Here is a 19,246-nt window from a genome sequence, read left to right as displayed (position 1 = left end):
CTACTGCGCGGTTGCCGCGCGTGTGGCGTAGGACTCCCTTGTCGCTGTTTCGCACACCAGGACGCGGCCGTCGAGCGTGCCGATGACTAGCCGGTCCGGGCTTCGTGCGCTCAGCGAGAGCGGGACGACGGGGTGTCCGTTGACCTGCAGGTGCTGCCTGCCGAGTTCGCGACCGTCGGCGGCGTCGAGGGCGACGATCTCGCTGGAGTTGAACGCGACATAGACGGTGTACCCGATGGTGTCGATCGCGGTGACCTGGTGGTCGGCGGTGAAGACCCAGTGGGCTTTTCCGTCGGGATAGGAGCGGCGGACGACGCAGGAGTTGCCGGGCTGGGCGTGGATCTCGACGGCGTGGACGATCGCGCCGTCGACGAACACACCCGGTCCGCTGAGTAAGTGCCGGTCTTGGGCCGCGTCCCAATCCAGCGGAAACAAGCGCTCGATTCGCTGCCACGCGGGATCGAAGGCGACGACCCATTTGTCCTGGTGGGCTTTTCGGCCCATGCCTTGCAGGAACAACAGGACTGGGGCGCGGCGGATGTCGAAGAAGTGGTTGATCAGGTCATAGCCGCCGAGGTTCGTGGCGGGGCCGTCGACCTGCAGCGAACGCGCTTCCATGGCTCGCCAGTCCGGCACGGCGATGGCGACGTCCATCGTGGTGGTGCCGAGCTCTTTCTCGTCGTCCTCGGTGGGGACCGAAATTTTCGCGTCGAGAGTGTGCCGGTCGCGCCAGCGAAGCTCGGTGACCTCACGGCGGTCCTTCAGCAACTAGGTCGCGTGGCCGGATTCGAGGTCGAGACGGTCAGTTCGCCTTCGTAAGCTGAACGCATTCGAGCGTGTCCGCGCGGTAGACGCCGACACGGTTCCAAGCGGTCGGGCCGGACGAACTCTCCACGCTGTGCCCGGCCCACAGCGGACGTCCCAGCGCACCCCCGACGGCCACATAACCCGTGCGGGAATCGGTCTCGGTCAGCCGCACCTCGCCGACTTCGGCGAACTGGCCGTCGCCGAGAACCTGCTGGACGGTCAGCACTTCGGAGTCGGTCACCAGCAAAGCCTATGCCGGGCGTCAGTTGAATTTTCGGCGTCGAGCAGGCCCGGGCGGGCGTTCTCCGGCCTAGGGTGGGGAGCGTGCTGCTCGCCGACGCCTCGGTCCGCTCGCTCGGGCCCGCCGACCTGTCCGCTTGCCTCGACCTCGGAACCGATCGCGGGTGGCCGCGCGAAGAACGGAAATGGGCGATGCTGCTGGACGTCGGCCGCGGATTCGGCATCGACGCCCCGGACGGCGGCCTCGCCGCGGCGGCGGTGGTCACCCGGACCGGGCCGACCGCGAGTGTGTCGATGGTCGTCGTCGCGGAGCGGTTCGCGCGGCAGGGGCTCGGTCGTCGCGTGACGGCGCGGGCGCTCGACGAAGCCGGTGACGCCGTGGTGTCCTTGCACACCACGGAAAACGCGCGTCCGCTGTACAAATCGCTGGGCTTCGAGTTCGACGGCGGCTGCAACGACCATCGTGGCCGGTTCATCGACGACGGAGGCCCGGGGTCGCGGCCGATCGGTCCGGCGGACGTGGCGCGAGTGTACGAATTGGACAGTGCTGCACAGGGCTTCGCGCGGCGGGAGTTGTTGAACCGCATGCTGTTTGAGGCCGACCACGTCTACGTGACTGACGGCGGTTACGCGCTCGGCACCGCGCAAGCCGGGGTGCTGGTGATCGGTCCCGTGGTGGCGGCGGACGAGGAACAGGCTCGCGCGTTGATCCGCGGCATCGCCCGCACCACGTCCGGCGATCTTCGGCTAGCCGTGGATCACCGGTTCCCGGAGCTGTCGGCGTGGTGCGAGGCGCGCGGGCTCGCGGTCCACGGCCCGGCGCCGCGGCTGGTGCTTAACGGAAAGGCGTTGCCGGGACCGGCGGAGGTGCGGTTTTCGCCGTACAACACCGCTCTCGGCTAGCTGTACCGCTTCCTGATCTCGGCGCGCCGCTCCGCCGACCAAGGCTCCAGCTCCACCTTGAACGTCCCGGCGAACAACGCGTTCAGCTGCTCATGCCGAGCCGTCAGCAGGTCCGGCAGCTGATCGGCAAGCTCCGTCGGAACGGTCTGGGTCAGCTCCACCCGCACGCCGTCCAGCGGATCCGCGGTCACTTCCCACCGCACGCGCCCGGCCGGTTTCCCGTCGTGCAGCCAGGTGTAGGCCAGCACCTCCGGCGGCCGCGATTCCAGCACCTCCGCCCCGTCTTCCGGCTGCGGCAGCCGCTTCCAGACGTCCTCGGCAGGCGGCCAGACCAGATCGCGGCGGAAGCGGATCGTCCCGCCGTCCAGGACCTCGCCGTCCTCCAGACCGAATTCCTCGAGGTAGTGCACCATCCGCGTGTGCCAGTCGGTCGGCATCTCCGGCGTCCGGCCGTCCAGCGAGGCTTCGAGGGAATCCAGGCAGGCGACCCAGCCGGTGACGTGCCGTCCCGCGCCGAGCAGGGCGATGTCCGATTCGCCGCGGTTGAAAACGTGCGTGAAGGCGAGCTTGCTGCCCGCGCCGTCGGCCGACACCTCGATCCGGATCAGGTCCGAGTTCCAGGTGAACTCGAAGACCTCCGGCGGCCGGTAGCCGAGGATCTCGCCCTCGCTGACGTCCCCGGTTTCGGTGAAGGTGAACGTGATCTTCCCGCCCGGGGCCGGGGTTTCCGGCAGGGCGACGGCGGCCGGGAACCAGTGCGCCAGCTCCTCGGGCGAGGTGACCGCGCGCCACACCTTCTCCGGCGGATGCGCCAGGGTCCGTTCGAGTTTCACGCTCGGTCGTCCGCCAGGAGTGGTTCGCAGGATCGCCATGCCCGTATATAACCACGGAGGTATATACGGGTCAAGCCGTCAGGTGCACCGCGTACCCGGTCTGAACTGGGGCGACCTCGGGCAGCAGGACGAGTCGCCGGTCGTAGTCGCCGCCGTCCTGGGTGCGATACGGCAGCGGATCGGTCGTTTCCAGGGAATGCAAACGTTTGCGCAGCTGCTCGGCGACGCAGTCGAACTTCTCCGGCGTCATCCGGTTCGTGCCGGTCACCTTGAGCGGCGGCAGGACCGTCATGCCGGTGTAGAAGAGCGTGGCGTGCTGGACGTTGAACAGCAGATCGTCCAGCGAACCGTGCGCGCCGCGCGGGCCGAGGCTGTCCTCGTGCGCCCCGGCGGTGACGATGACCATCGCGCGTTTCCCGGCGAGCACGCCGTTTCCGTAGCGCAGGGTGTGGCCGGTTTCGTCGCGGTAGTCGTAGCCGTATCCCTGCACGAAAACGCGGTCGAACCAGCCTTTGAGGATGGCCGGCGTGTCCGCCCACCAGAGCGGGAACTGGACGACGACGGTGTCCGCCCAATCGAGCTTTTCGTGCTCGATCCGGACGTCCTCGGGCACTGTCGCGATCTCGTCGACGATCGGGTTCCAGCGCATCGCGTAGAGATCGGATTCGCGCACATCATGGCCGAGGTCGCGAAGGGTGGTGACGCCCTCGTCGCGGAGCGCGCCGTTGAGGGAGGCGGGGTCGGGGTGGGCGTAGATCCACAAGACGTTCATGAGGCCAGGGTGCAACCGGCGAAAGGGTCAAAACAGTGGCCCGATGGCCACCTTGTGCAAGAATCGGGCCATGGCTGTTTTTCGTCATCCGGAGCGGCACAAGGTCGCGGTGCTGGTGCGGCACGGCATGCTCGTGATGGAGCTCGGCATCGTCCACCGGCTGTTCGGCCAGGCCAAATCCGCGGACGGCGAGCGGTTGTACGAGGTCGTCACCTGCACGCCGGAGCCCGGCGACATCCGCACCGATTCGGACTTCACCATCCCGGTCGCGCAGGGTCCCGAGGCGGTCGCCGAGGCCGACACGGTGATCGTGCCCGCGTCGTCGCTCGAGTACGAGCCCACCGGACGGCAGCTGACCCCGCAGCTCAAGCACGCGATGAGCCTGGTGTGTCCGGACAGCCGGATCGCCTCGATCTGCACCGGCGCGTACGTGCTCGCCGCGATGGGCCTGCTCGACGGCCGGCGCGCGACCACGCACTGGCGTTCGGCGTGCGAATTCCAGCTCGAATACCCGCGCGTGCAGCTCGACCCGGACGTGCTCTACACCGAGGACGGCAACGTCTTCACCTCGGCAGGCGTCGCGTCCGGCATCGACCTTTGCCTGCACATGATCCGCCGCGATTTCGGCGCGACGGTCGCCAACGAGGTCGCCCGCGGCACGGTCGTTTCGCCGCATCGCGAAGGCGGTCAGGCCCAGTTCATCCGCCGTCCGGTGCCGGAGCCGAGGTCGTCTTCCACGGCGGCCGCGCGGGCGTGGGCGCTGGAGCATCTCGACCAGCCGATCACGCTGCGCGACCTGGCGGTGCGCGAGTCGATGAGCACGCGGACGTTCACCCGGCGGTTCCGGGACGAGGTCGGGATGTCGGCGCTGCAGTGGCTGACCCAGCAGCGCGTGGAGCGCGCGCGGCAGTTGCTGGAGGAATCGGAGCTGCCGGTGGACCGGGTCGCCGCGGCGTGCGGATTCGGGACGGCGGCGTCGCTGCGCCAGCACCTGCAGGCCGCGCTCGGGGTTTCGCCGAGCGCCTACCGGACGACGTTCCGCCGTCCGGCCTGAATGCGGCGGTCCGTGGCAGCGCTGTTCGCAAGCTGCCACGGACCGACCCCCAGCGGCACTCATCCTCATCGAGCGGGCTGGGTGTTCGGTACCCCGATGACCAGGTCTTACAGAATCTGACACGCGTCAGGAGACGACGGTCACCAGTACATACACCGGGCGGCGGGTCGAGAAGAACTCCGCGCCGTGCGCGTCGACCATCTTCCAGCCGATCCAGCAGCGCCCCGGCGCGGGCGAGGCGGTCAGCGGAACGCTCACCATCACGTGGTCGCCGGGCGGGGTGTCGCCGATCAGCACCCGGTCCGGGGTGCGGCAGGAGCCCGGGGCCGGCGGCAGGTCCATCCGCTGCAGGTACCGCTGATGCCAGGCCACCGAGCCGGTGTTCTTCAGCTCCCACACCTTTTGAACGGTCTCGCCGACGTGGATCACGGTGCCGTCGGGCACGGTCACGTCGCCGACGAACTGGGAATTGTCTCCGGGGAGGCGGGCGCCGACGTCGACCATGGTGCCGCTGTTCAGCTTCGGCACCACGATGGCGGCGACGGCGGCGAGCAGCACGACGACGAACGCGACCGCGGCCAGCGCGTACTTGCGGCGGCGCCGGGGTTTCTCCGGGGCGACCGGGTCCGAGGTGATCAGCACCGGTTCCGCCGACGCGACCGAGGCCGTTTTGACGATCTCGACCTCGGTCGGTGCGGAGACCTCAGGTTCCGGCGGCACGCCTTTCAGCTCTTCCCAGCGTCGCCGCCACTGCTGTTCGTCCGCGTCGCACGCCCGGACGAACTCGCGGGTGGTGTCCCATGAGGGGAACCGGGTGCCGCGAACTGCCTCGTGCAGCGTGGTGTGCGAGATCTGGCCGGAGCGGTCGGCCATCTTGCGGAACGACGGATTCCCGGCCCGCGCGCGCAGTGCGGCGAGTTCCGCGGAGAGCACCTCGGCGGCAGATTGCCCGTCGCCCATCGCTCTCCCTGGTTGTCAGATCCGCTGGTCGGACCAGTCTGACATTCCAGTTCGGCACAGCTGGGCGCACCCCGGTCGCGGCCCCGGCGTGGGAGCCGCGACCGGCGCGCGTCACTGCCAGGCGTCGGAGATCGGCGTCTCGTTCGCCGCGTTGCCGATGCCGGGGAGACCGTTGGCGGCCTCCATGGTGCGCAGCACGGTGTAGTGGTTGATCGTTTCCGAGTAGTCCCCCTGCTTCACGTGCGCGCCGGTGAAGCTGGTGTAGATCTGGTTCGTCGAGGTGCCTTCGTCCTCGTCGAACGTCACGATCAGCAGGCTGTTGTGCGTCTTGGCCCACTGTGCGTAGCCGTCGAGGTTGTTCTTCAGCCAGGTGTCGCCGGTGCCGACCGAGCAGTCGTGCATGTCGTTGCACATGTTCGGGGTCACGAACGAGACGCTGGGCAGCTGCGAGTAATCCGACGGGAACTGCGAGTAGCGCAGGTTGCTCGACGCGGGCACGTTCGAGAAGTCGACCCAGCTGTTGTGCTTGCGCCGGTACTCGCCGGACGAGCAGCCGGTGTAGCCGTCGGACGGCATCGACTCCGAGTAGCCGGTGAAGGTCTTCCCCGCGCCGGCGAGCTGCGAACCGAGGTTGTCCACCGCACCGAGGTTTTGCGGGCAGGTGTCGTCGGTGACGCCCTGGGTGTCGCCGGAGAACAGCGCGACGTAGTTCGGCTGGCTCGGGTGGGTGAGCGCGTGGGAGTCGGTGAAGTTCGCGCCCTGCGCGGCGAGCGAGGCGAAGTAAGGAGCGGTGGTCGAGTCGATCGACGTCGACGACTCGTTCTCGAACATCACGAGCACGACGTGGTCGAAGGTGGGCACGGTTGCCGCTGCTGAGGCTGGTTGGGCGGCGGTTGCCGCACCGAGAATTGCCGTCGCGACGGCGGCCACGATCCGCTTGCGGAACACAGGTCCTCCAAGATCGGTCGGGAAATGCGCTCAGGTGGGAGCGGCATAGACCGTGCCACGGCGGAGGTGTCCCGGAGAGCGGTCGGTGGGTGAATTACTGGCGACCACTCGTCCGGGGCACGACTTTCGAAGGGTCAGCGTGCGAGCAGGTCCCGCAGTGATTTCGTAACGCTGGCAGGGGAAGTCTCGGCCATGAAATGTCCACTGTGTACGGTTTCGTGCACGCAGTCCGGTGCCCACGCGCGCCAGAGCGCGGCCGCGTCGAAGCCCAGCGCGTCGCCCCAGCCCTGCTGCAGGACGGTGGTCGGCATCTTCAATTGGCGGCCCGCGTCGCGGTCGATGCGGTCGTGTTCGAGGTCGATGCCCGCGGAAGCGCGGTAGTCGGCGACGATCGACGGAACGGCGTTCCGGCTCGCTTCGAGGTACCGGGCGCGGATATCGGCCGGGATCGACTCCGGGTCGGCGCCCCACTGGTCGAGGAAGTAGCTGAAGAACGCGTCCGGCGCGCCGCTGATCAGCTGCTCGGGAAGGCCGGGCGGCTGCGCCATGAGGTAGAGGTGGAAGGCGACGGACGCCGTGACGCCGTGCAGCACGTCCCACATGTCCAGCGTCGGCAGCACGTCGAGGATGGCCAGGTGGGATACGTGGTCCGGGTGGTCGAGGCCGGCGCGGATCGCGACGAGCGCGCCGCGGTCGTGTCCGGCCAGCGCGAACTGTTCGTGGCCGAAAGCGCGGGCCAGGGCGACGACGTCGGCGGCCATCGTGCGCTTCGAGTAGGTCTCGCCGGCGTCGGCGGGTTTGTCGCTGTCGCCGTAGCCGCGCAGGTCCGGGCACAGGACGGTGTGGTCGGCGGCGAGGTCGGCGGCGACGTGCCGCCACATCAGGTGGGTCTGCGGGAAGCCGTGCAGCAGGACGACGGGCGAGCCGGAGCCCGCGACCGCTACGTTGAGGGACACGCCGTCCGCGACGGGCACCCGCTGGTAGTCGAAGTTCATGCGACCCAGCGTGCGCCGGGCCGATCAGCAACCGATCAGCGCCGACTGAGCTGATTACAGTACGGAATTGATGACCATCTCGTTTTCGGTGCTGGGCCCGCTGACGGCCCACGACGCGCGCGGGCCGGTGACGTTGCCCGGGCCGCGGCATCGTGCGGTGCTCGCGCGGCTGCTCGTCGCCCGTGGACAGGTGGTTTCGACGGACGCGCTGGTCGACGCGTTGTGGGCCGTTCCGCGGGCGGGTGCGGTCGGCGCGGTGCAGACCTTCGTCGGCGCGCTGCGGCGTTCGCTCGAACCGGACCGGCCGCCGCGGACGCCAGCGAAGCTGCTGGTCACCGCGGGGCCGGGGTATGCGCTGCGCGCTGAACCGGAGCAGGTCGACGCGTGGCGATTCGAGGCGTTGCTGCGGGGGACGCCGTCGGTCGCGCAACTGGACGAGGCGCTCGGCTGGTGGCGGGGCGAGCCGTACGCGGAGTTCGCCGACGAGCCGTGGGCGCGCGCGGAACGGGCTCGGCTTGACGAACTGCGGTTGCTCGCGTTGGAACGGCGGGCGGCTGGCTTGCTGGATCTTGGCCGCGCCGCCGAAGCGGTACCGGATCTGGAGTCCCTTGTGGACGCTCATCCACTGCGCGAGGAAGCGTGGCGGTTGCTGGCGCTCGCGTTGTACCGCGCTGGACGTCAGGGTGATGCGCTTGCCGCGTTGCGGCGGGCGCGGTCCGGGTTGGCGGCGGAGTTGGGTGTTGATCCTGGACCGGCGTTGCGGCAGGTGGAGCAGGACATCCTCGCGCAGGCTCCGCAGTTGGCGCCGTCGGTTCCGGGCCGGTTGGCCGGGCGAGACGCGGAGCTGACGCAGCTTGCCGAAGTCGCGGCGGAAGTGGCTGAGCGCAAGCGATTCCGGCTCGTGCTCGTGTCCGGTGAGGCAGGTGCGGGCAAGACCGCGCTGGTCGAGGAATTCGCCGCACGGCTCGGCTGGACGACGGCGTGGGGCGTGAATCCCGACGGTGCCGGGGTGCCGCCCGCCTGGCCGTGGACGCGGATTCTCGCCGCGCTGGGCGAACCGGTCCCGCCGCGGTCTGCAGGCGGTGATCCGGCGGTGGCGCGCTTCGAATGGCATCAGGCGATGACCGCGCGGATCGCGGAGGTCGCTCGCCGGGGTCCGCTGCTGCTCGTCCTCGACGATTTACATTGGGCGGGCGAGGAAACCCTGGCGCTGCTGACGTCGATGACCGCATCTCCAGTGTTGTTGATCGCGACGTATCGGACCACCGAAGTCTCCGCAGAACTTACTGCGGCGCTGGGCAGACTCGCGCGCGCCGACCCGATTCGGCTGTATCTAAGCGGACTTTCGGTCGAGGCGGTGGCCGAGTTGGTCGGTCCCGAATCCGCGGCGGTGATTCATCGGCGGTCTGGCGGAAATCCGTTCTTCGTCAAGGAATTGGCTCGCGCATTGGATGCCGAAGGCGACTTGCCGGACGGAGTACGCGACGTCGTCCGGAACCGGATCGCCGCTCTGCCGGACCAGGTGCGTACGGTGCTCGGAAAAGCCGCGGTAATCGGAGCGGACGTCGATCTCGGGTTGCTCGGCAACGTCCTGGATGAGCTGGAAACCGCTGTACAGGCAGGATTTCTGACCGAAAGCGGACCGCGAGCTTTCCGGTTCGCGCACGCGCTCGTCCGCGACGCTGTCTACGACGACCTTTCGCTGGCTCGGCGAGCGCAACTGCACCGTGAAGTCGGCGAGGCTTTGGCCAGCCGTCGACCGTCTGAGATTTCCTTGCTGGCCCATCATTTTCTGCTTGCCGGAGACGATCGCGGTACCGGCTATGCGCAAGCTGCGGCGGAACGCGCCGAACGGGATTTCGCGCCGCACGAAGCACTTCGGCTCTGGCAAGCCGCTTTGGCGCAAGGACCGCGTACCGTCGAATTGCTGATGGGTCTCGCCCGGACGTCCGCGTTCACCGGGTCTTTGGCCGCCGCACGCCGTTACCGCGCCGAAGCTTTGGACCTCGCCGGTGACGACACAGCGTTGACCATCCGGGTTCTGACCGCGTTCGACGTGCCAGGAATCTGGACCGAGAACGACGACCCAGTGCTGGCCCGCCGCATCGCCGACGCCGCCGAGCGCGTCCACACCACTGACCCGCTTATCCGCGCCCGGTTGCTGGCGACCATCGCGTTGGAACTGCGCAACGAAGGCGGTCAACGCGCCCACGAAGCGGCCGTCGAAGCGGAGAAACTGGCACGCGCCGTCGGGGATCCGGCGCTGCTCGCGTTGGCGTTGAACGCCCGCTGGACGCAGACCTTCACCCGCGCTGGCCTGGCTCCGGAACGCGCCCGGATCGGCGAAGAATTGGTCGAACTCGCTGCCCGGCACCGATTAGTGACGTTCGAGGTGCTCGGTCACCTCGTGCTGATGCAGGCCCGCTCAGCACTCGCCGACTTCACTGCCGCCGACACTCACGCGGCGGCAGCGGATCGGCTGGGGGAGCAGTACGACCTCCCTCTCGTCAGCGTGTTCACCGACTGGTACCGCGCGCTCCGCCTGGCCGTCACTGGCCCGATCGCCGCTGCGGAAGCCGCCTATCGCAGCGCCGCGGCCAGGTTGTCCGGCAGCGGAATGTCCGGAGTGGACCGTGGCCTGCTGCCGCTCGCCCGGCATTGCCTTTATGTCCAGCGCGACCTGGAGTCCACAGTGGACTTCACACTGCCGCCAGAGCGCCCGGATCTGTTCCTGGAACTGCGCGCCTGCCTCACCGTCGAGACCGGAGACGCGCGCGAGCTGTACGAGCGACTGATCCCAGCGGAGAACGAACTGGCCGGCGCCGGTTCCGGCGTGGTGACGTTAGGGCCGGTCGCGTATTACCTAGGCGAGCTGGCTGTCCGATTAGGACTGCCGCCCGTGGAGCACTACCGCAAGGCCGCCGAAGTAGCTCGCCGCGCGGGTGCCGCGCATTGGGTCAGTCGACTACGTACCATTTGCCGCCGCGATTCTCCATAACCGCGTCGCCGAGGTCGCTGTCGGTGAACTTGACCGACGCCTTCACCGCGCGCGCCGGGATCTCGACCTTCTTGGCCCCGTCCTTGATCTTGGAACGGTCGACCGTGGCGGTCTGCAGAGCCTTCTTCTGGGTCGGGGAGATCAGCTGGAACGCCATCGGCATCGTCTTCTCGCACGGGCCCATGCCCTCGTTCTCCGCCTTCTTGGCGGCCGGACCGGCGATCTCGCAGACCGTCGCGAGGTCCTCCTTGCCCGCGGCGTGCATGAAGGCTTCATACCGTTCGACCGCGTCACCGCCGGTGGCCTCGGCAACCGACGACGAGGGCGCGGCAGAGGTCGACGGCGAGGGCTTTGCGGCCGAAGAGGACACGGGCGCGGCGGAGGGTGCGGGCGAGGGCGCGGGAGAAGCTGTTCCGCCGCTTTCGCCGGAGCAGCTGGTGATCAGGAGGGCAGCGCCCACGGCCAGAAAGGGGAGAATGCGAGCGGACATGGCGTGCCTTTCCCGTCAGGAAGAATGCTCGGGAGCATAAGCGACAGACGGGCGTGGCGTGCGGAAACGGGAATTTTGCCGCTGGTCGTGAGGCTCGACGTCAGTTCGCCGGATGCCCCGCCCCGGCGTAGTCGTCGCCAGGCCGGTGGAACGTGTGGATCTGGATCGCCTGCCCCTCGGTCGGCGCGTTGATCATCAGGCCGTTCCCGAGATACAGCCCCACGTGGTGGATGTGCGCCGGGCTGCCGTAGAACACGAGATCGCCCAGCTGCGGTTCCTGGCCGCCCGGAACCTGCGGCATCGAGCGGAACTGGCTGTCCGCCGTGCGCGGCAAGGAAACCCCGGCGCTGTCGTAGGAAGCCTTGGTGAGCCCCGAGCAGTCGAAGCCGGCCGCGCCCGCGTCGGGGCCGTTGCCGCCCCACACGTACGGCAGGCCGAGCTGGCCGAGCGCGAATCGCGCGGCGTGCACCGACGGTGCGTTCGACTTCGCCGGGTCCAGGGACAGCGTCGCGTACAGCTGGGCGTAGCCGAGCACCCGCTGCCGGAACAGCTCCATGCCGCTGCCGTTCTCGTACCCGGCCAGCGCCTTCCACCAGCCGTTGCCCGCGGACAGGTCGACGCCGCTCGCGCACAGTGCGCGGCCCGCGGCGACGGAGGCGGATGACGGGTCGGACAGCGCCGGGTTCGCGATGCCGGGAATCTGCGCGCCGTACTTCTTCCACTGCGGCGTCGAAAGCCCCATCGCGGCACCGTCGCCGCGGCCGTGGTTGTTGCCGGCGACGCCCAGGCCCGCCAGCGTGACCCACGACAGGTGACAGTCTGGGCGCTCCTTGCGCATAGTCAGCTCGCCGTTCGCGTAGCCGAGCAACGCGGGCGCCGGGATGTCGAGCGGCCCGGCGAGCGAATCCGCCCACTTCTGCAGCGGAGCCGGACCGCCGCCTCCGCCAGCCGCGCCCTGCGCCGGTTCCTGCGCTTGCACCGGGGCGCTCGCCTGCAGCACCGACGGACCGCTGACGGTCTGCGTGGGCACCGGCGCGGTGAGCGCGGCCTGCGCCGGAACGGGAGCGGGCTGATCGCGCCCGGCGACCAGCCAGCCCGCGGTGGCGAGTCCGGCGACCAGCGGCAACGCCACGAGCCCTCGATACAGCGCGCCACGAGCCCAGGTGGGCTTCTGCGGCGCGTCGGCGGTGGGGGTCTCCGGCGTCACGGCGTCCAATCTAGAAGAGCGCACCTCTGGGTAACGAGCGAACGGCTTGCACGTTAGGGGGACTCTCATATTGTGGGCACATGGCTGAACTCGACGCGGCGCGGCTGCGGGACGGACTCGGCGGCCGCTACGCCCGCCTCGACGTCGTGGAGACGACCGGTTCCACCAACGCTGACCTGCGGAAAGCTCTCACCGAAGGTGCGGCGGACCGGACCGTTTTGCTGGCCGAACACCAGACGGCGGGCGTGGGACGGCGGGCTCGTTCCTGGAGTTCGCCGAAGGGAGCCGGGCTGTACCTGAGCATCGCGCTGCGCCCGGCGGGGGTGCCGTTCTCCGCGCTCGGTTCACTGTCGGTGGTCGCCGGTCTCGCGGTGCACGCGCTCGCCACCGATCTGGGTGTCGACGTCGCCCTCAAATGGCCTAACGACGTGCTTGCCGGGCCGGACCGGGCCAAGTGCGCGGGCATCCTCGCCGAGGCCGTCGGCACCGGTGACGCGGCCGTGGTGCTGGGCATCGGGCTGAACGTGCTGCCGCTCGGCGACGACGTCCCGGCCGGTCCGGGCGGCCTGCCCGCGACCTCGCTCGCCGAGCAGGGCGCGACGACCACCGACCGCACCGAGATCGCGCTCGGCCTGCTGACCAGGTTCGACGACCTCGAACGCCGCTGGCGCACCGCGGGCGGAGACCTCACCGAGGCGGGACTGCTCGGCGACTACCGCGCCCGGTGCGCGACGCTCGGCCAGGACGTCCAGGTCCAGCTGCCGGACGGGTCGACGCTCACCGGCCGCGCCGCGGACCTCGACGCGTCCGGCCAGTTGCAGGTCGACGTCGCCGACGGGCGGCGGCTGACCGTTTTCGCCGGCGATGTGGTGCACGTCCGCCCGGCTTGACCGGAACGGGCGCGCCCGCGCGGGGCCAGCGCCGGTACGGTGGATCCACCACATCGGCACACATTCGCAGGGGAGCGCCCGCCGTGGCCTATCCGGACGATTTGCTCAGCCAGAACGAGCGCGTGGTGGTGCACAGCCACCCGCACTTCAAGATGCTGATCTTCCCGTTCCTGGCGTTCGTGATCACCGTCGGCGCGGCGGTGTGGCTGTTCCTGGTCACGAAGGACCTGGCCGCGCCGTGGAACAACGTCTCGATGATCGCGATCGCGGTGGTGGCGCTGGTCCTCGTGGTGTGGCTGTTCCTCTCGCCGCTCGTCCGCTGGCGCACGACGCACTTCATCGTGACCACCGACCGGCTGATCGCGCGCGAGGGCGTGCTCAAGCGCACCGGCATCGACATCCCGCTGTCGCGGATCAACAGCGTGCAGTTCGAGCACGGCCTGATGGACCGGATCTTCGGCTGCGGCACGCTCATCATCGAATCGGCCTCGGACGAGCCGCTGCGCTTCGATGACATTCCCCACGTCGAGCACGTGCACACGGTCATTTACCGCGAAGTCAACGACAATCCCTACGACGACTACCACGGCGCGCCCGGTCCGCAGGACACCGAACCTCTGCCCCCGCGCGGCCGGGAACCGCGCGGAAGGAGACGCTGACGTGGGTGCTCGAGAGGTCGGCCTGCCGGAACGGGTCCCCGCGGGCGGATTGCCGCCGCGGGTCGAGATCTGGGAGGTCGGGGCGCGCGACGGGCTGCAGAACGAGGGCTCGGTCGTGCCGGTCGAGGTCAAGCTCGAATTCCTGGACCGGCTCGCCGGCGCCGGGCTGACCACTCTCGAGGCGACCAGCTTCGTGCACCCCAAGTGGGTGCCGCAGCTCGCCGACGCCGAGCAGCTGCTCGCCGGGCTCGACCGGCACGACGGCGTCCGTTATCCCGTGCTGGTGCCGAACGACCGCGGCCTCAACCGCGCGCTCGACGCGGGCGTCGACCACATCGCGATCTTCGCCAGCGCCACCGAGACCTTCGCTCAGCGCAACCTGAACTCCACGTTCGACGACCAGTTCGCCATGTTCGAACCGGTGGTCACGCGAGCCCGCAAGGAGGGCCTCGAGGTCCGCGGCTACCTGTCGATGTGCTTCGGCGACCCGTGGGAAGGCGTGGTCGCCGCGGAGCAGGTCGTGCGCGCGGGCAAGCGGCTGCTCGACTTCGGCTGCTCGCAGCTCTCGCTCGGCGACACCATCGGCGTCGCCACCACGAACCAGGTCACCCGGCTGATCGAGGCGTTCGGCGACACCTCCGCTCTCGCCGTGCACTTCCACGACACCTACGGCCAGGCGCTGGCCAACACCGAGGCCGCGCTTCGCGCCGGAGTGTCCACTGTGGACTCGTCGGCGGGCGGCCTCGGCGGCTGCCCGTACGCCGAGTCGGCGACCGGCAACCTGGCGACCGAGGATCTGGTCTGGCTGCTGGAAGGGCTCGGCGTGGAGCACGGCGTCGACCTCGGCAAGCTGGTGGAGACCAGCGTGTGGATGGCCGGGCAGCTGGGCCGTCCGTCGCCGTCGCGGGTTGTGAACGCGCTTGCCGGATAGCACCGTCGAATTCGTCCCGCTCAGCGCGGAGACGTGGCCGTTGTTCGAGCGGCTCTTCGGCCCCGGCGGGGTGCAGGGCGGCTGCTGGTGCTCGTTCTTCCGGCTCAGCGGTCCGGACTACAAGGCCGCCGGCCGCGAGGGTCGCAAGGAGCACGTCCGAGGCGAGGCTCAGGACGGGAAACCGTTGGGGCTGCTGGGAATCGTCGACGGTGAACCGCTGGGCTGGGTGGCCGTGTCGCCGCGGAAGGACAATCCGCGGCTGGTCCGGTCGCGCGTGATGGCGTCGGACGAGCCGGGCGCGGTCTGGTCGGTGACCTGCTTCTACATCCACCGGCGCGGCCGTCGGCGCGGGCTGGCGACGGCGTTGCTGCGGGCCGCCGTGGACTACGCCGCCGAGCAGGGTGCGGAAAGCGTCGAGGGATACCCGGTGTCGGACGCGACGCGTTCCGCGGCCGACCTCTACCACGGCACGACCGGCATGTTCACCGACGCGGGCTTCGAGCTGGTCGAGGAGCGCGGCCCGGCCCGCGCGTTGGTGCGGCGGCGCATCCCCGTCGCCCGATAAGGTGGGTTTCCCGCTCGCCCGGAACCTTCCGGTGCGAGCGAGCGTCCGACCCGGTGCCGGCACGACCGAGAAGAGGGTGCCAGTGTCCGACCGACCCGAACCCGCAGACACCGACGTCGCCACCGGCCCGGTGCGCGTGCCCGCGCAATACGGCGGGTTGCTCGAACGCGGCTTCGACGAGGTGCCCACCCCGCCCGCGGGCACCGGTGTGGTGCCCGCGCACAGCCGTCCGCCGGTCGGTTCTCCGCGCACAGACCGGGAAAGCGTGCTCGCGTTGTTCGCGGTCCACATGTTCCCGCTCGGGCATTTGCCGGTGGCCGCGGACCGTCCGGACCGGCAGTTGCCGCTGCCCTCTGGCGGAGACACCGAGGGGGCGCGGCGTCCGTTGTTCGACCATCCGGAGTCGGCGTTGCTCGATGACACCGCGGTGCTCGGATACGTCAAACAGGGCTTCCGCCGTTCGCCCGCGCCACCGGTGGATCCGGAGCCGCCCGAGGCGGTCACCGAAGGCTATGCGCCGCCGGGGGGTCCGGAGTGGGAGCGCCGGTTCGTGGTCGGCGCCGAGTACGTGTGGCCGCCCGCGGAGGGCGGCGTCGAAGAGCCGAATCCGGTGGTATTGCCGGAAAACACGCTGTTGGACCGCTTCGGCAGCGATCACGGCCGGGTGTTCGCTCCGGACGGGACACCGTTCGCGGAGCGCGCTTTGCCGCCCGCCGCGCTGCGTTCCGGCTACCGTCGCTACCGCGTGCTGAAGCCGATGCCGGTGTGGCAAGCGACGTCGGCGGAGTGGTTCGACGGGCCGGGCGGCGGAATCCGCTACCGTGCGGTGCTCTCCGCGGACGAACTGGTCACGCTGGGATTCCTGGTTGATGTCACGCGGGAGGCACGATGAACACCCAGTCGATTCGCAAGTGGCTGGACGTCATCGGAGTGCCCGAGGAAGTCGTGTCGATCGGCCGGGAAGCGGACAACACGTGGTGCCTGCTCCCGACCTCCGACGGCGGCTGGGAAGTGTTCTGGCGCGAGCAGGGCAACCGCTACGACTGGGCCGCGTTCACCTCCGAACAGGTCGCCTGCCACTACCTCTTCGGCAGGCTGACCTGGTCACAGGTGGCGCGCGGCGCGGTCGGCGTGCTGCCCGGCGCTCACTGACGGCGCAGGATCTCCAGCGCCTCGTCGTGCAGGAGGCCGTTGGTGGACAGCGCTGAGCCGCCCTCGTAGGTCTCCGCACCGGAGAGATCGGTGAACCGGCCGCCCGCTTCGGTGACGATCACCTGTGCGGCGGCGACATCCCACGGGTTCACGATGCACTCGGCGGCGACGTCCATCGCTCCCTCGGCAACGAGGCAGTGGCTCCAGAAATCGCCGAACGCGCGGGATTCCCAGCACGCCTCGGTGAGCGCGAGGTACTTCTCGCGGGAGTGGTACTCGGTCCAGCTGTTCAAGTCCGTCGTGGACAGATAGGCGTCGCCGAGCGTCGCCACCTTCGACACCGACAGGCGCCGTTCGCCCGCCGCGTCGCGCAGGTGCGCGCCTTCGCCGCGAGCCGCCCACCAACGGCGGCCCAGCAACGGCGCGCTGATCATGCCGACCACCGGCGTGCCGTCCTCGACGAGCGCGATCAGCGTCGCCCACACCGGGACGCCGCGCAGGAAGTTCTTGGTCCCGTCGATCGGGTCGATCACCCACGCCCGGCCTTCGCTGCCCGCGGTCCCGCCGCGTTCTTCGCCCGCGACGGTGTCGCCGGGCCGTTCCGCGGCGAGGATTTCGCGGATCGCGTCCTCCACGGCGGTGTCGGCGTCGGTCACCGGCGTGCGGTCCGGTTTCGCGGACACCGCGAGGTCGAGCGCACGGAAGCGGGCAGTGGTCAGCGCGTCGGCGGCGTCCGCCAGCCGGGTGGCGAGAGCGAGGTCATCCGAGTAGGCAGGCACGGTCACGATGGTTTCACGCCCGTTCGCCGTAAGGTTGGCCAGGTGAGCATGGTCCTACTTGCCGAAGACGATCCGGCCATCGCCGAGCCGCTGTCCCGCGCGCTGCACCGGGAGGGGTACGAGATCGAGGTCGTCACCGACGGGCCGGCGGTGCTCGCCGCGACCGCCGCGCACCGCGTCGACCTGCTCGTGCTCGACCTCGGGCTGCCCGGGATGGACGGGCTGGAGGTGTGCCGCAGACTGCGCGCGAGCGGCACCGAACTGCCGGTGCTGATGCTCACCGCGCGCACCGACGAGGTCGATTTCGTCGTCGGCCTCGACGCGGGCGCGGACGATTACGTCGCCAAGCCGTTCCGTCTCGCGGAGCTTCTCGCGCGGATCCGCGCGCTGCTGCGCCGCCGGGTGCCGGAGGTGCTGGAAGCGGGCGGCGTCCGGATGGATCTCGGCGCGCGACTGGTCACAGTGGACTCCCACGAGGTGCAGCTGGCGAACAAGGAGTTCGAGCTGCTGCGCGTGCTGATGAGCCGGGCCGGGCAGGTCGTCAGCCGCGACGAGATCCTCGCCGAGGTGTGGAACGACCTGGAGTCCAAGACGTCGAAGACCCTCGACATGCACATGTCCTGGCTGCGCCGCAAACTCGCGGTCGCCGCCGACGAGGCGGCGGGCAGGCAGGCGAAACCGGCGCACTCCGACGCCGAACGGCGCATCGCGACCGTGCGCGGCGTCGGGTTCCGGTTCAATGTCGAGTAGCCGCCGATGAGCATGCGCCGCCGGATCCTGCTGGCGATCCTCCTCGCCGTGCTGGTCACCGCGGCCGTGCTGGGCATCCCGCTCGGCGTCACCGCGTGGCGGCTGGTGGAGAACCTCAACCGGGAAAGCCTGGCCGAACGGGCCCGCAACATCGCCGCGACGGTGGACACGCAGGTCGCGAACGGCCAGGAAATCGACCTGGAGCAATTCCGCGTCGGCGTTCCCGAGGGCGGCATGCTGATCGTGCGCGCCGAGGGTTTCAGCGAAAAACACCTCGGCGCGAACCCCGGCCCGAACCCAGTGGTCGAATCGGTCCCGACCGCGCGCAGCGGCACGGTCATGCTGGCGATCCCGAGCGGTCCGGTGCGCACAAAACAGACGCAGGTGACGCTGCTGGTCGTGCTGCTGGTGGTCCTGTCGGTCGGTACTGGCACGGTGGTGGCGACAGTGACCGCCCGCCGCCTGGCGAAACCGCTGCGGCACGTCGCAGACCGCGCGTCCCGCCTGGGCGGCGGCGATTTCCGCCCCGATCCGAGCCGGTATCGCGTGGCCGAACTGGACATGGTCGCCGAAGCCCTGGACACGTCCGGGTCCGCCTTGGCGCAGCTCGTGCAGCGAGAACGGCAGCTGGTCGGGGATGTCTCGCACCAGTTGCGGAGCCGGTTGACCGCTCTGCAGCTTCGGTTGGAACCGCTGACCGGCCACGAAGACCCGGATGTTGCGGAGGAATCCCGGGCCGCGCAGGAACAAGCCGACCGCCTAGCCCAAGCCCTAGATGAGCTTCTGGCCGCCGCCCGCGCCGCCCGCGAGGTAGACGCCGAGCCGGTCGACCTGCCGGTGACGCTGCCCGCCGTTGCGGAGGAATGGCGTCAGTTGCTGCGGGTCGAGGGCCGGAACTTGCGGCTGAAGGTCGCCGACGGCTTGATGGTGCGCGTGACCCCGGCACGGCTGCGCGAGGTGATCGGGGTACTGCTGGACAACGCCCTCCGCCACGGCGCCGGGACTGTGACGCTGTCCGCCCGCCGCGGCGACGCTGAGGGAACGGTGGTGATCGAGGTGGCGGACACCGGGTCCGGAGTGCCGGACGAAATCGCACCCCACATTTTCGAACGAGGCTTTTCCGGCGGGGGCTCGACCGGGGTTGGCTTGGCTCTGGCGCGCGCTCTCGTCGAGGCGGATGGCGGACGGCTGGAACTGTCGAATAAGCGTCCGGCGATTTTCAGCCTTTTCTTGAAGGTCCCGCGCCCGGACGAGGTAGGAGAATTGCGGTGGCCCGCGGAGCCGGTTCCTCGGTGAGCAGGATCTGGACGGCT

At 69.7% G+C, this 19,246-nt stretch carries 21 protein-coding genes; 11 read left to right on the top strand and 10 right to left on the bottom strand.

From position 1 onward, the window contains the following. Together ACFXI3_RS18190 and ACFXI3_RS18185 are read right to left on the bottom strand one after the other, a co-directional pair. Window positions 1-768 carry a hypothetical protein gene (locus ACFXI3_RS18190; protein ID WP_378400599.1) on the bottom strand — a complete coding sequence of 256 codons (768 nt, stop codon included), beginning with the start codon at window positions 766-768 and terminating at the stop codon, window positions 1-3. A 34-nt stretch (window positions 769-802) separates the two neighbouring features. After that, the gene (locus ACFXI3_RS18185; RefSeq protein ID WP_378400598.1) at window positions 803-1,048 is read right to left on the bottom strand and encodes a hypothetical protein; all 246 of its coding nucleotides are present in this window, start codon (window positions 1,046-1,048) and stop codon (window positions 803-805) included. 83 nt (window positions 1,049-1,131) lie between these two features. On the opposite strand from ACFXI3_RS18185, the gene ACFXI3_RS18180 reads away from it, so the two are divergent. Further along, window positions 1,132-1,950 carry a GNAT family N-acetyltransferase gene (locus ACFXI3_RS18180; protein ID WP_378400596.1) on the top strand — a complete coding sequence of 273 codons (819 nt, stop codon included), beginning with the start codon at window positions 1,132-1,134 and terminating at the stop codon, window positions 1,948-1,950. On the opposite strand, the gene ACFXI3_RS18175 is transcribed toward ACFXI3_RS18180, so the two are convergent. Both ACFXI3_RS18175 and ACFXI3_RS18170 read right to left on the bottom strand, forming a co-directional pair. Then, a complete protein-coding gene (locus ACFXI3_RS18175) occupies window positions 1,947-2,822 on the bottom strand; it encodes an SRPBCC family protein (RefSeq protein ID WP_378400594.1) in 876 nt (291 codons plus the stop codon). The genes ACFXI3_RS18180 and ACFXI3_RS18175 overlap by 4 nt on opposite strands. Window positions 2,823-2,853: 31 nt before the next feature. Further along, on the bottom strand, window positions 2,854-3,555 hold the full coding sequence (locus tag ACFXI3_RS18170; RefSeq protein ID WP_378400592.1) for an NAD(P)H-dependent oxidoreductase: 702 nt from the start codon (window positions 3,553-3,555) through the stop codon (window positions 2,854-2,856). 70 nt (window positions 3,556-3,625) lie between these two features. On the opposite strand from ACFXI3_RS18170, the gene ACFXI3_RS18165 reads away from it, so the two are divergent. Further along, the gene (locus ACFXI3_RS18165; RefSeq protein WP_378400590.1) at window positions 3,626-4,609 is read left to right on the top strand and encodes a GlxA family transcriptional regulator; all 984 of its coding nucleotides are present in this window, start codon (window positions 3,626-3,628) and stop codon (window positions 4,607-4,609) included. Window positions 4,610-4,735: 126 nt separating this feature from the next. Here ACFXI3_RS18165 and ACFXI3_RS18160 read toward each other — a convergent pair whose 3' ends face one another. The 3 genes from ACFXI3_RS18160 to ACFXI3_RS18150 all read right to left on the bottom strand — a co-directional run bounded on the left by ACFXI3_RS18160 (window position 4,736) and on the right by ACFXI3_RS18150 (window position 7,512). Continuing rightward, window positions 4,736-5,569, bottom strand: coding sequence for an NBR1-Ig-like domain-containing protein (locus ACFXI3_RS18160; RefSeq protein ID WP_378400588.1), 834 nt, complete (start codon window positions 5,567-5,569; stop codon window positions 4,736-4,738). 111 nt (window positions 5,570-5,680) lie between these two features. After that, window positions 5,681-6,517, bottom strand: a complete 837-nt coding sequence (locus ACFXI3_RS18155; RefSeq protein ID WP_344288813.1) for an alkaline phosphatase family protein — start codon at window positions 6,515-6,517, stop codon at window positions 5,681-5,683. Between the two features lie 134 nt (window positions 6,518-6,651). Beyond that, window positions 6,652-7,512 (bottom strand): alpha/beta fold hydrolase, encoded by an 861-nt coding sequence (locus tag ACFXI3_RS18150; RefSeq protein WP_378400586.1) that lies wholly within the window; start codon window positions 7,510-7,512, stop codon window positions 6,652-6,654. Between the two features lie 70 nt (window positions 7,513-7,582). Here ACFXI3_RS18150 and ACFXI3_RS18145 point away from each other — a divergent pair, with 70 nt between their 5' ends. After that, window positions 7,583-10,510 carry a BTAD domain-containing putative transcriptional regulator gene (locus ACFXI3_RS18145; RefSeq protein WP_378400585.1) on the top strand — a complete coding sequence of 976 codons (2,928 nt, stop codon included), beginning with the start codon at window positions 7,583-7,585 and terminating at the stop codon, window positions 10,508-10,510. Here the strand turns inward: ACFXI3_RS18145 and ACFXI3_RS18140 are convergent. Together ACFXI3_RS18140 and ACFXI3_RS18135 are read right to left on the bottom strand one after the other, a co-directional pair. Beyond that, window positions 10,470-10,970, bottom strand: a complete 501-nt coding sequence (locus ACFXI3_RS18140) for a hypothetical protein (RefSeq protein ID WP_378400583.1) — start codon at window positions 10,968-10,970, stop codon at window positions 10,470-10,472. The genes ACFXI3_RS18145 and ACFXI3_RS18140 overlap by 41 nt on opposite strands. A 130-nt stretch (window positions 10,971-11,100) precedes the next feature. Continuing rightward, entirely contained in the window at window positions 11,101-12,207 is a 1,107-nt protein-coding gene (locus tag ACFXI3_RS18135) for a C40 family peptidase (RefSeq protein ID WP_378400581.1), read from the bottom strand. A gap of 80 nt (window positions 12,208-12,287) precedes the next feature. Here ACFXI3_RS18135 and ACFXI3_RS18130 point away from each other — a divergent pair, with 80 nt between their 5' ends. The 6 genes from ACFXI3_RS18130 to ACFXI3_RS18105 all read left to right on the top strand — a co-directional run bounded on the left by ACFXI3_RS18130 (window position 12,288) and on the right by ACFXI3_RS18105 (window position 16,404). Beyond that, entirely contained in the window at window positions 12,288-13,097 is an 810-nt protein-coding gene (locus ACFXI3_RS18130) for a biotin--[acetyl-CoA-carboxylase] ligase (protein ID WP_378400579.1), read from the top strand. Between the two features lie 83 nt (window positions 13,098-13,180). Further along, window positions 13,181-13,756: a PH domain-containing protein gene (locus ACFXI3_RS18125; protein WP_344288797.1), complete on the top strand. Its 576-nt coding sequence runs from the start codon at window positions 13,181-13,183 to the stop codon at window positions 13,754-13,756. Between the two features lies 1 nt (window position 13,757). Next, on the top strand, window positions 13,758-14,687 hold the full coding sequence (locus tag ACFXI3_RS18120) for a hydroxymethylglutaryl-CoA lyase (protein ID WP_116204770.1): 930 nt from the start codon (window positions 13,758-13,760) through the stop codon (window positions 14,685-14,687). Next, window positions 14,677-15,252: a GNAT family N-acetyltransferase gene (locus ACFXI3_RS18115; protein WP_378400577.1), complete on the top strand. Its 576-nt coding sequence runs from the start codon at window positions 14,677-14,679 to the stop codon at window positions 15,250-15,252. Before ACFXI3_RS18120 ends, ACFXI3_RS18115 begins: the two co-directional genes overlap by 11 nt. A gap of 82 nt (window positions 15,253-15,334) precedes the next feature. Continuing rightward, window positions 15,335-16,144 (top strand): TNT domain-containing protein, encoded by an 810-nt coding sequence (locus ACFXI3_RS18110; protein ID WP_378400575.1) that lies wholly within the window; start codon window positions 15,335-15,337, stop codon window positions 16,142-16,144. Beyond that, window positions 16,141-16,404 carry a hypothetical protein gene (locus tag ACFXI3_RS18105; protein ID WP_344288791.1) on the top strand — a complete coding sequence of 88 codons (264 nt, stop codon included), beginning with the start codon at window positions 16,141-16,143 and terminating at the stop codon, window positions 16,402-16,404. Before ACFXI3_RS18110 ends, ACFXI3_RS18105 begins: the two co-directional genes overlap by 4 nt. Here ACFXI3_RS18105 and hisN read toward each other — a convergent pair. Further along, window positions 16,398-17,189 carry a histidinol-phosphatase gene (gene hisN / locus ACFXI3_RS18100; RefSeq protein ID WP_378400573.1) on the bottom strand — a complete coding sequence of 264 codons (792 nt, stop codon included), beginning with the start codon at window positions 17,187-17,189 and terminating at the stop codon, window positions 16,398-16,400. The genes ACFXI3_RS18105 and hisN overlap by 7 nt on opposite strands. Window positions 17,190-17,231: 42 nt before the next feature. Here hisN and ACFXI3_RS18095 point away from each other — a divergent pair, with 42 nt between their 5' ends. Beyond that, the gene (locus tag ACFXI3_RS18095) at window positions 17,232-17,933 is read left to right on the top strand and encodes a response regulator transcription factor (protein WP_009072764.1); all 702 of its coding nucleotides are present in this window, start codon (window positions 17,232-17,234) and stop codon (window positions 17,931-17,933) included. A gap of 12 nt (window positions 17,934-17,945) precedes the next feature. Continuing rightward, on the top strand, window positions 17,946-19,229 hold the full coding sequence (locus ACFXI3_RS18090) for an ATP-binding protein (protein ID WP_344288916.1): 1,284 nt from the start codon (window positions 17,946-17,948) through the stop codon (window positions 19,227-19,229). The last annotated feature ends 17 nt before the right edge of the window (window positions 19,230-19,246 follow it).

Origin of the sequence: Amycolatopsis sp. NPDC059235 (genome assembly GCF_042754125.1) — a bacterium.
Lineage (GTDB): Bacteria > Actinomycetota > Actinomycetes > Mycobacteriales > Pseudonocardiaceae > Amycolatopsis > Amycolatopsis albidoflava.
Note: the sequence above shows the minus strand (reverse complement) of the source record. Positions and strands in the feature narration are given on the sequence as shown.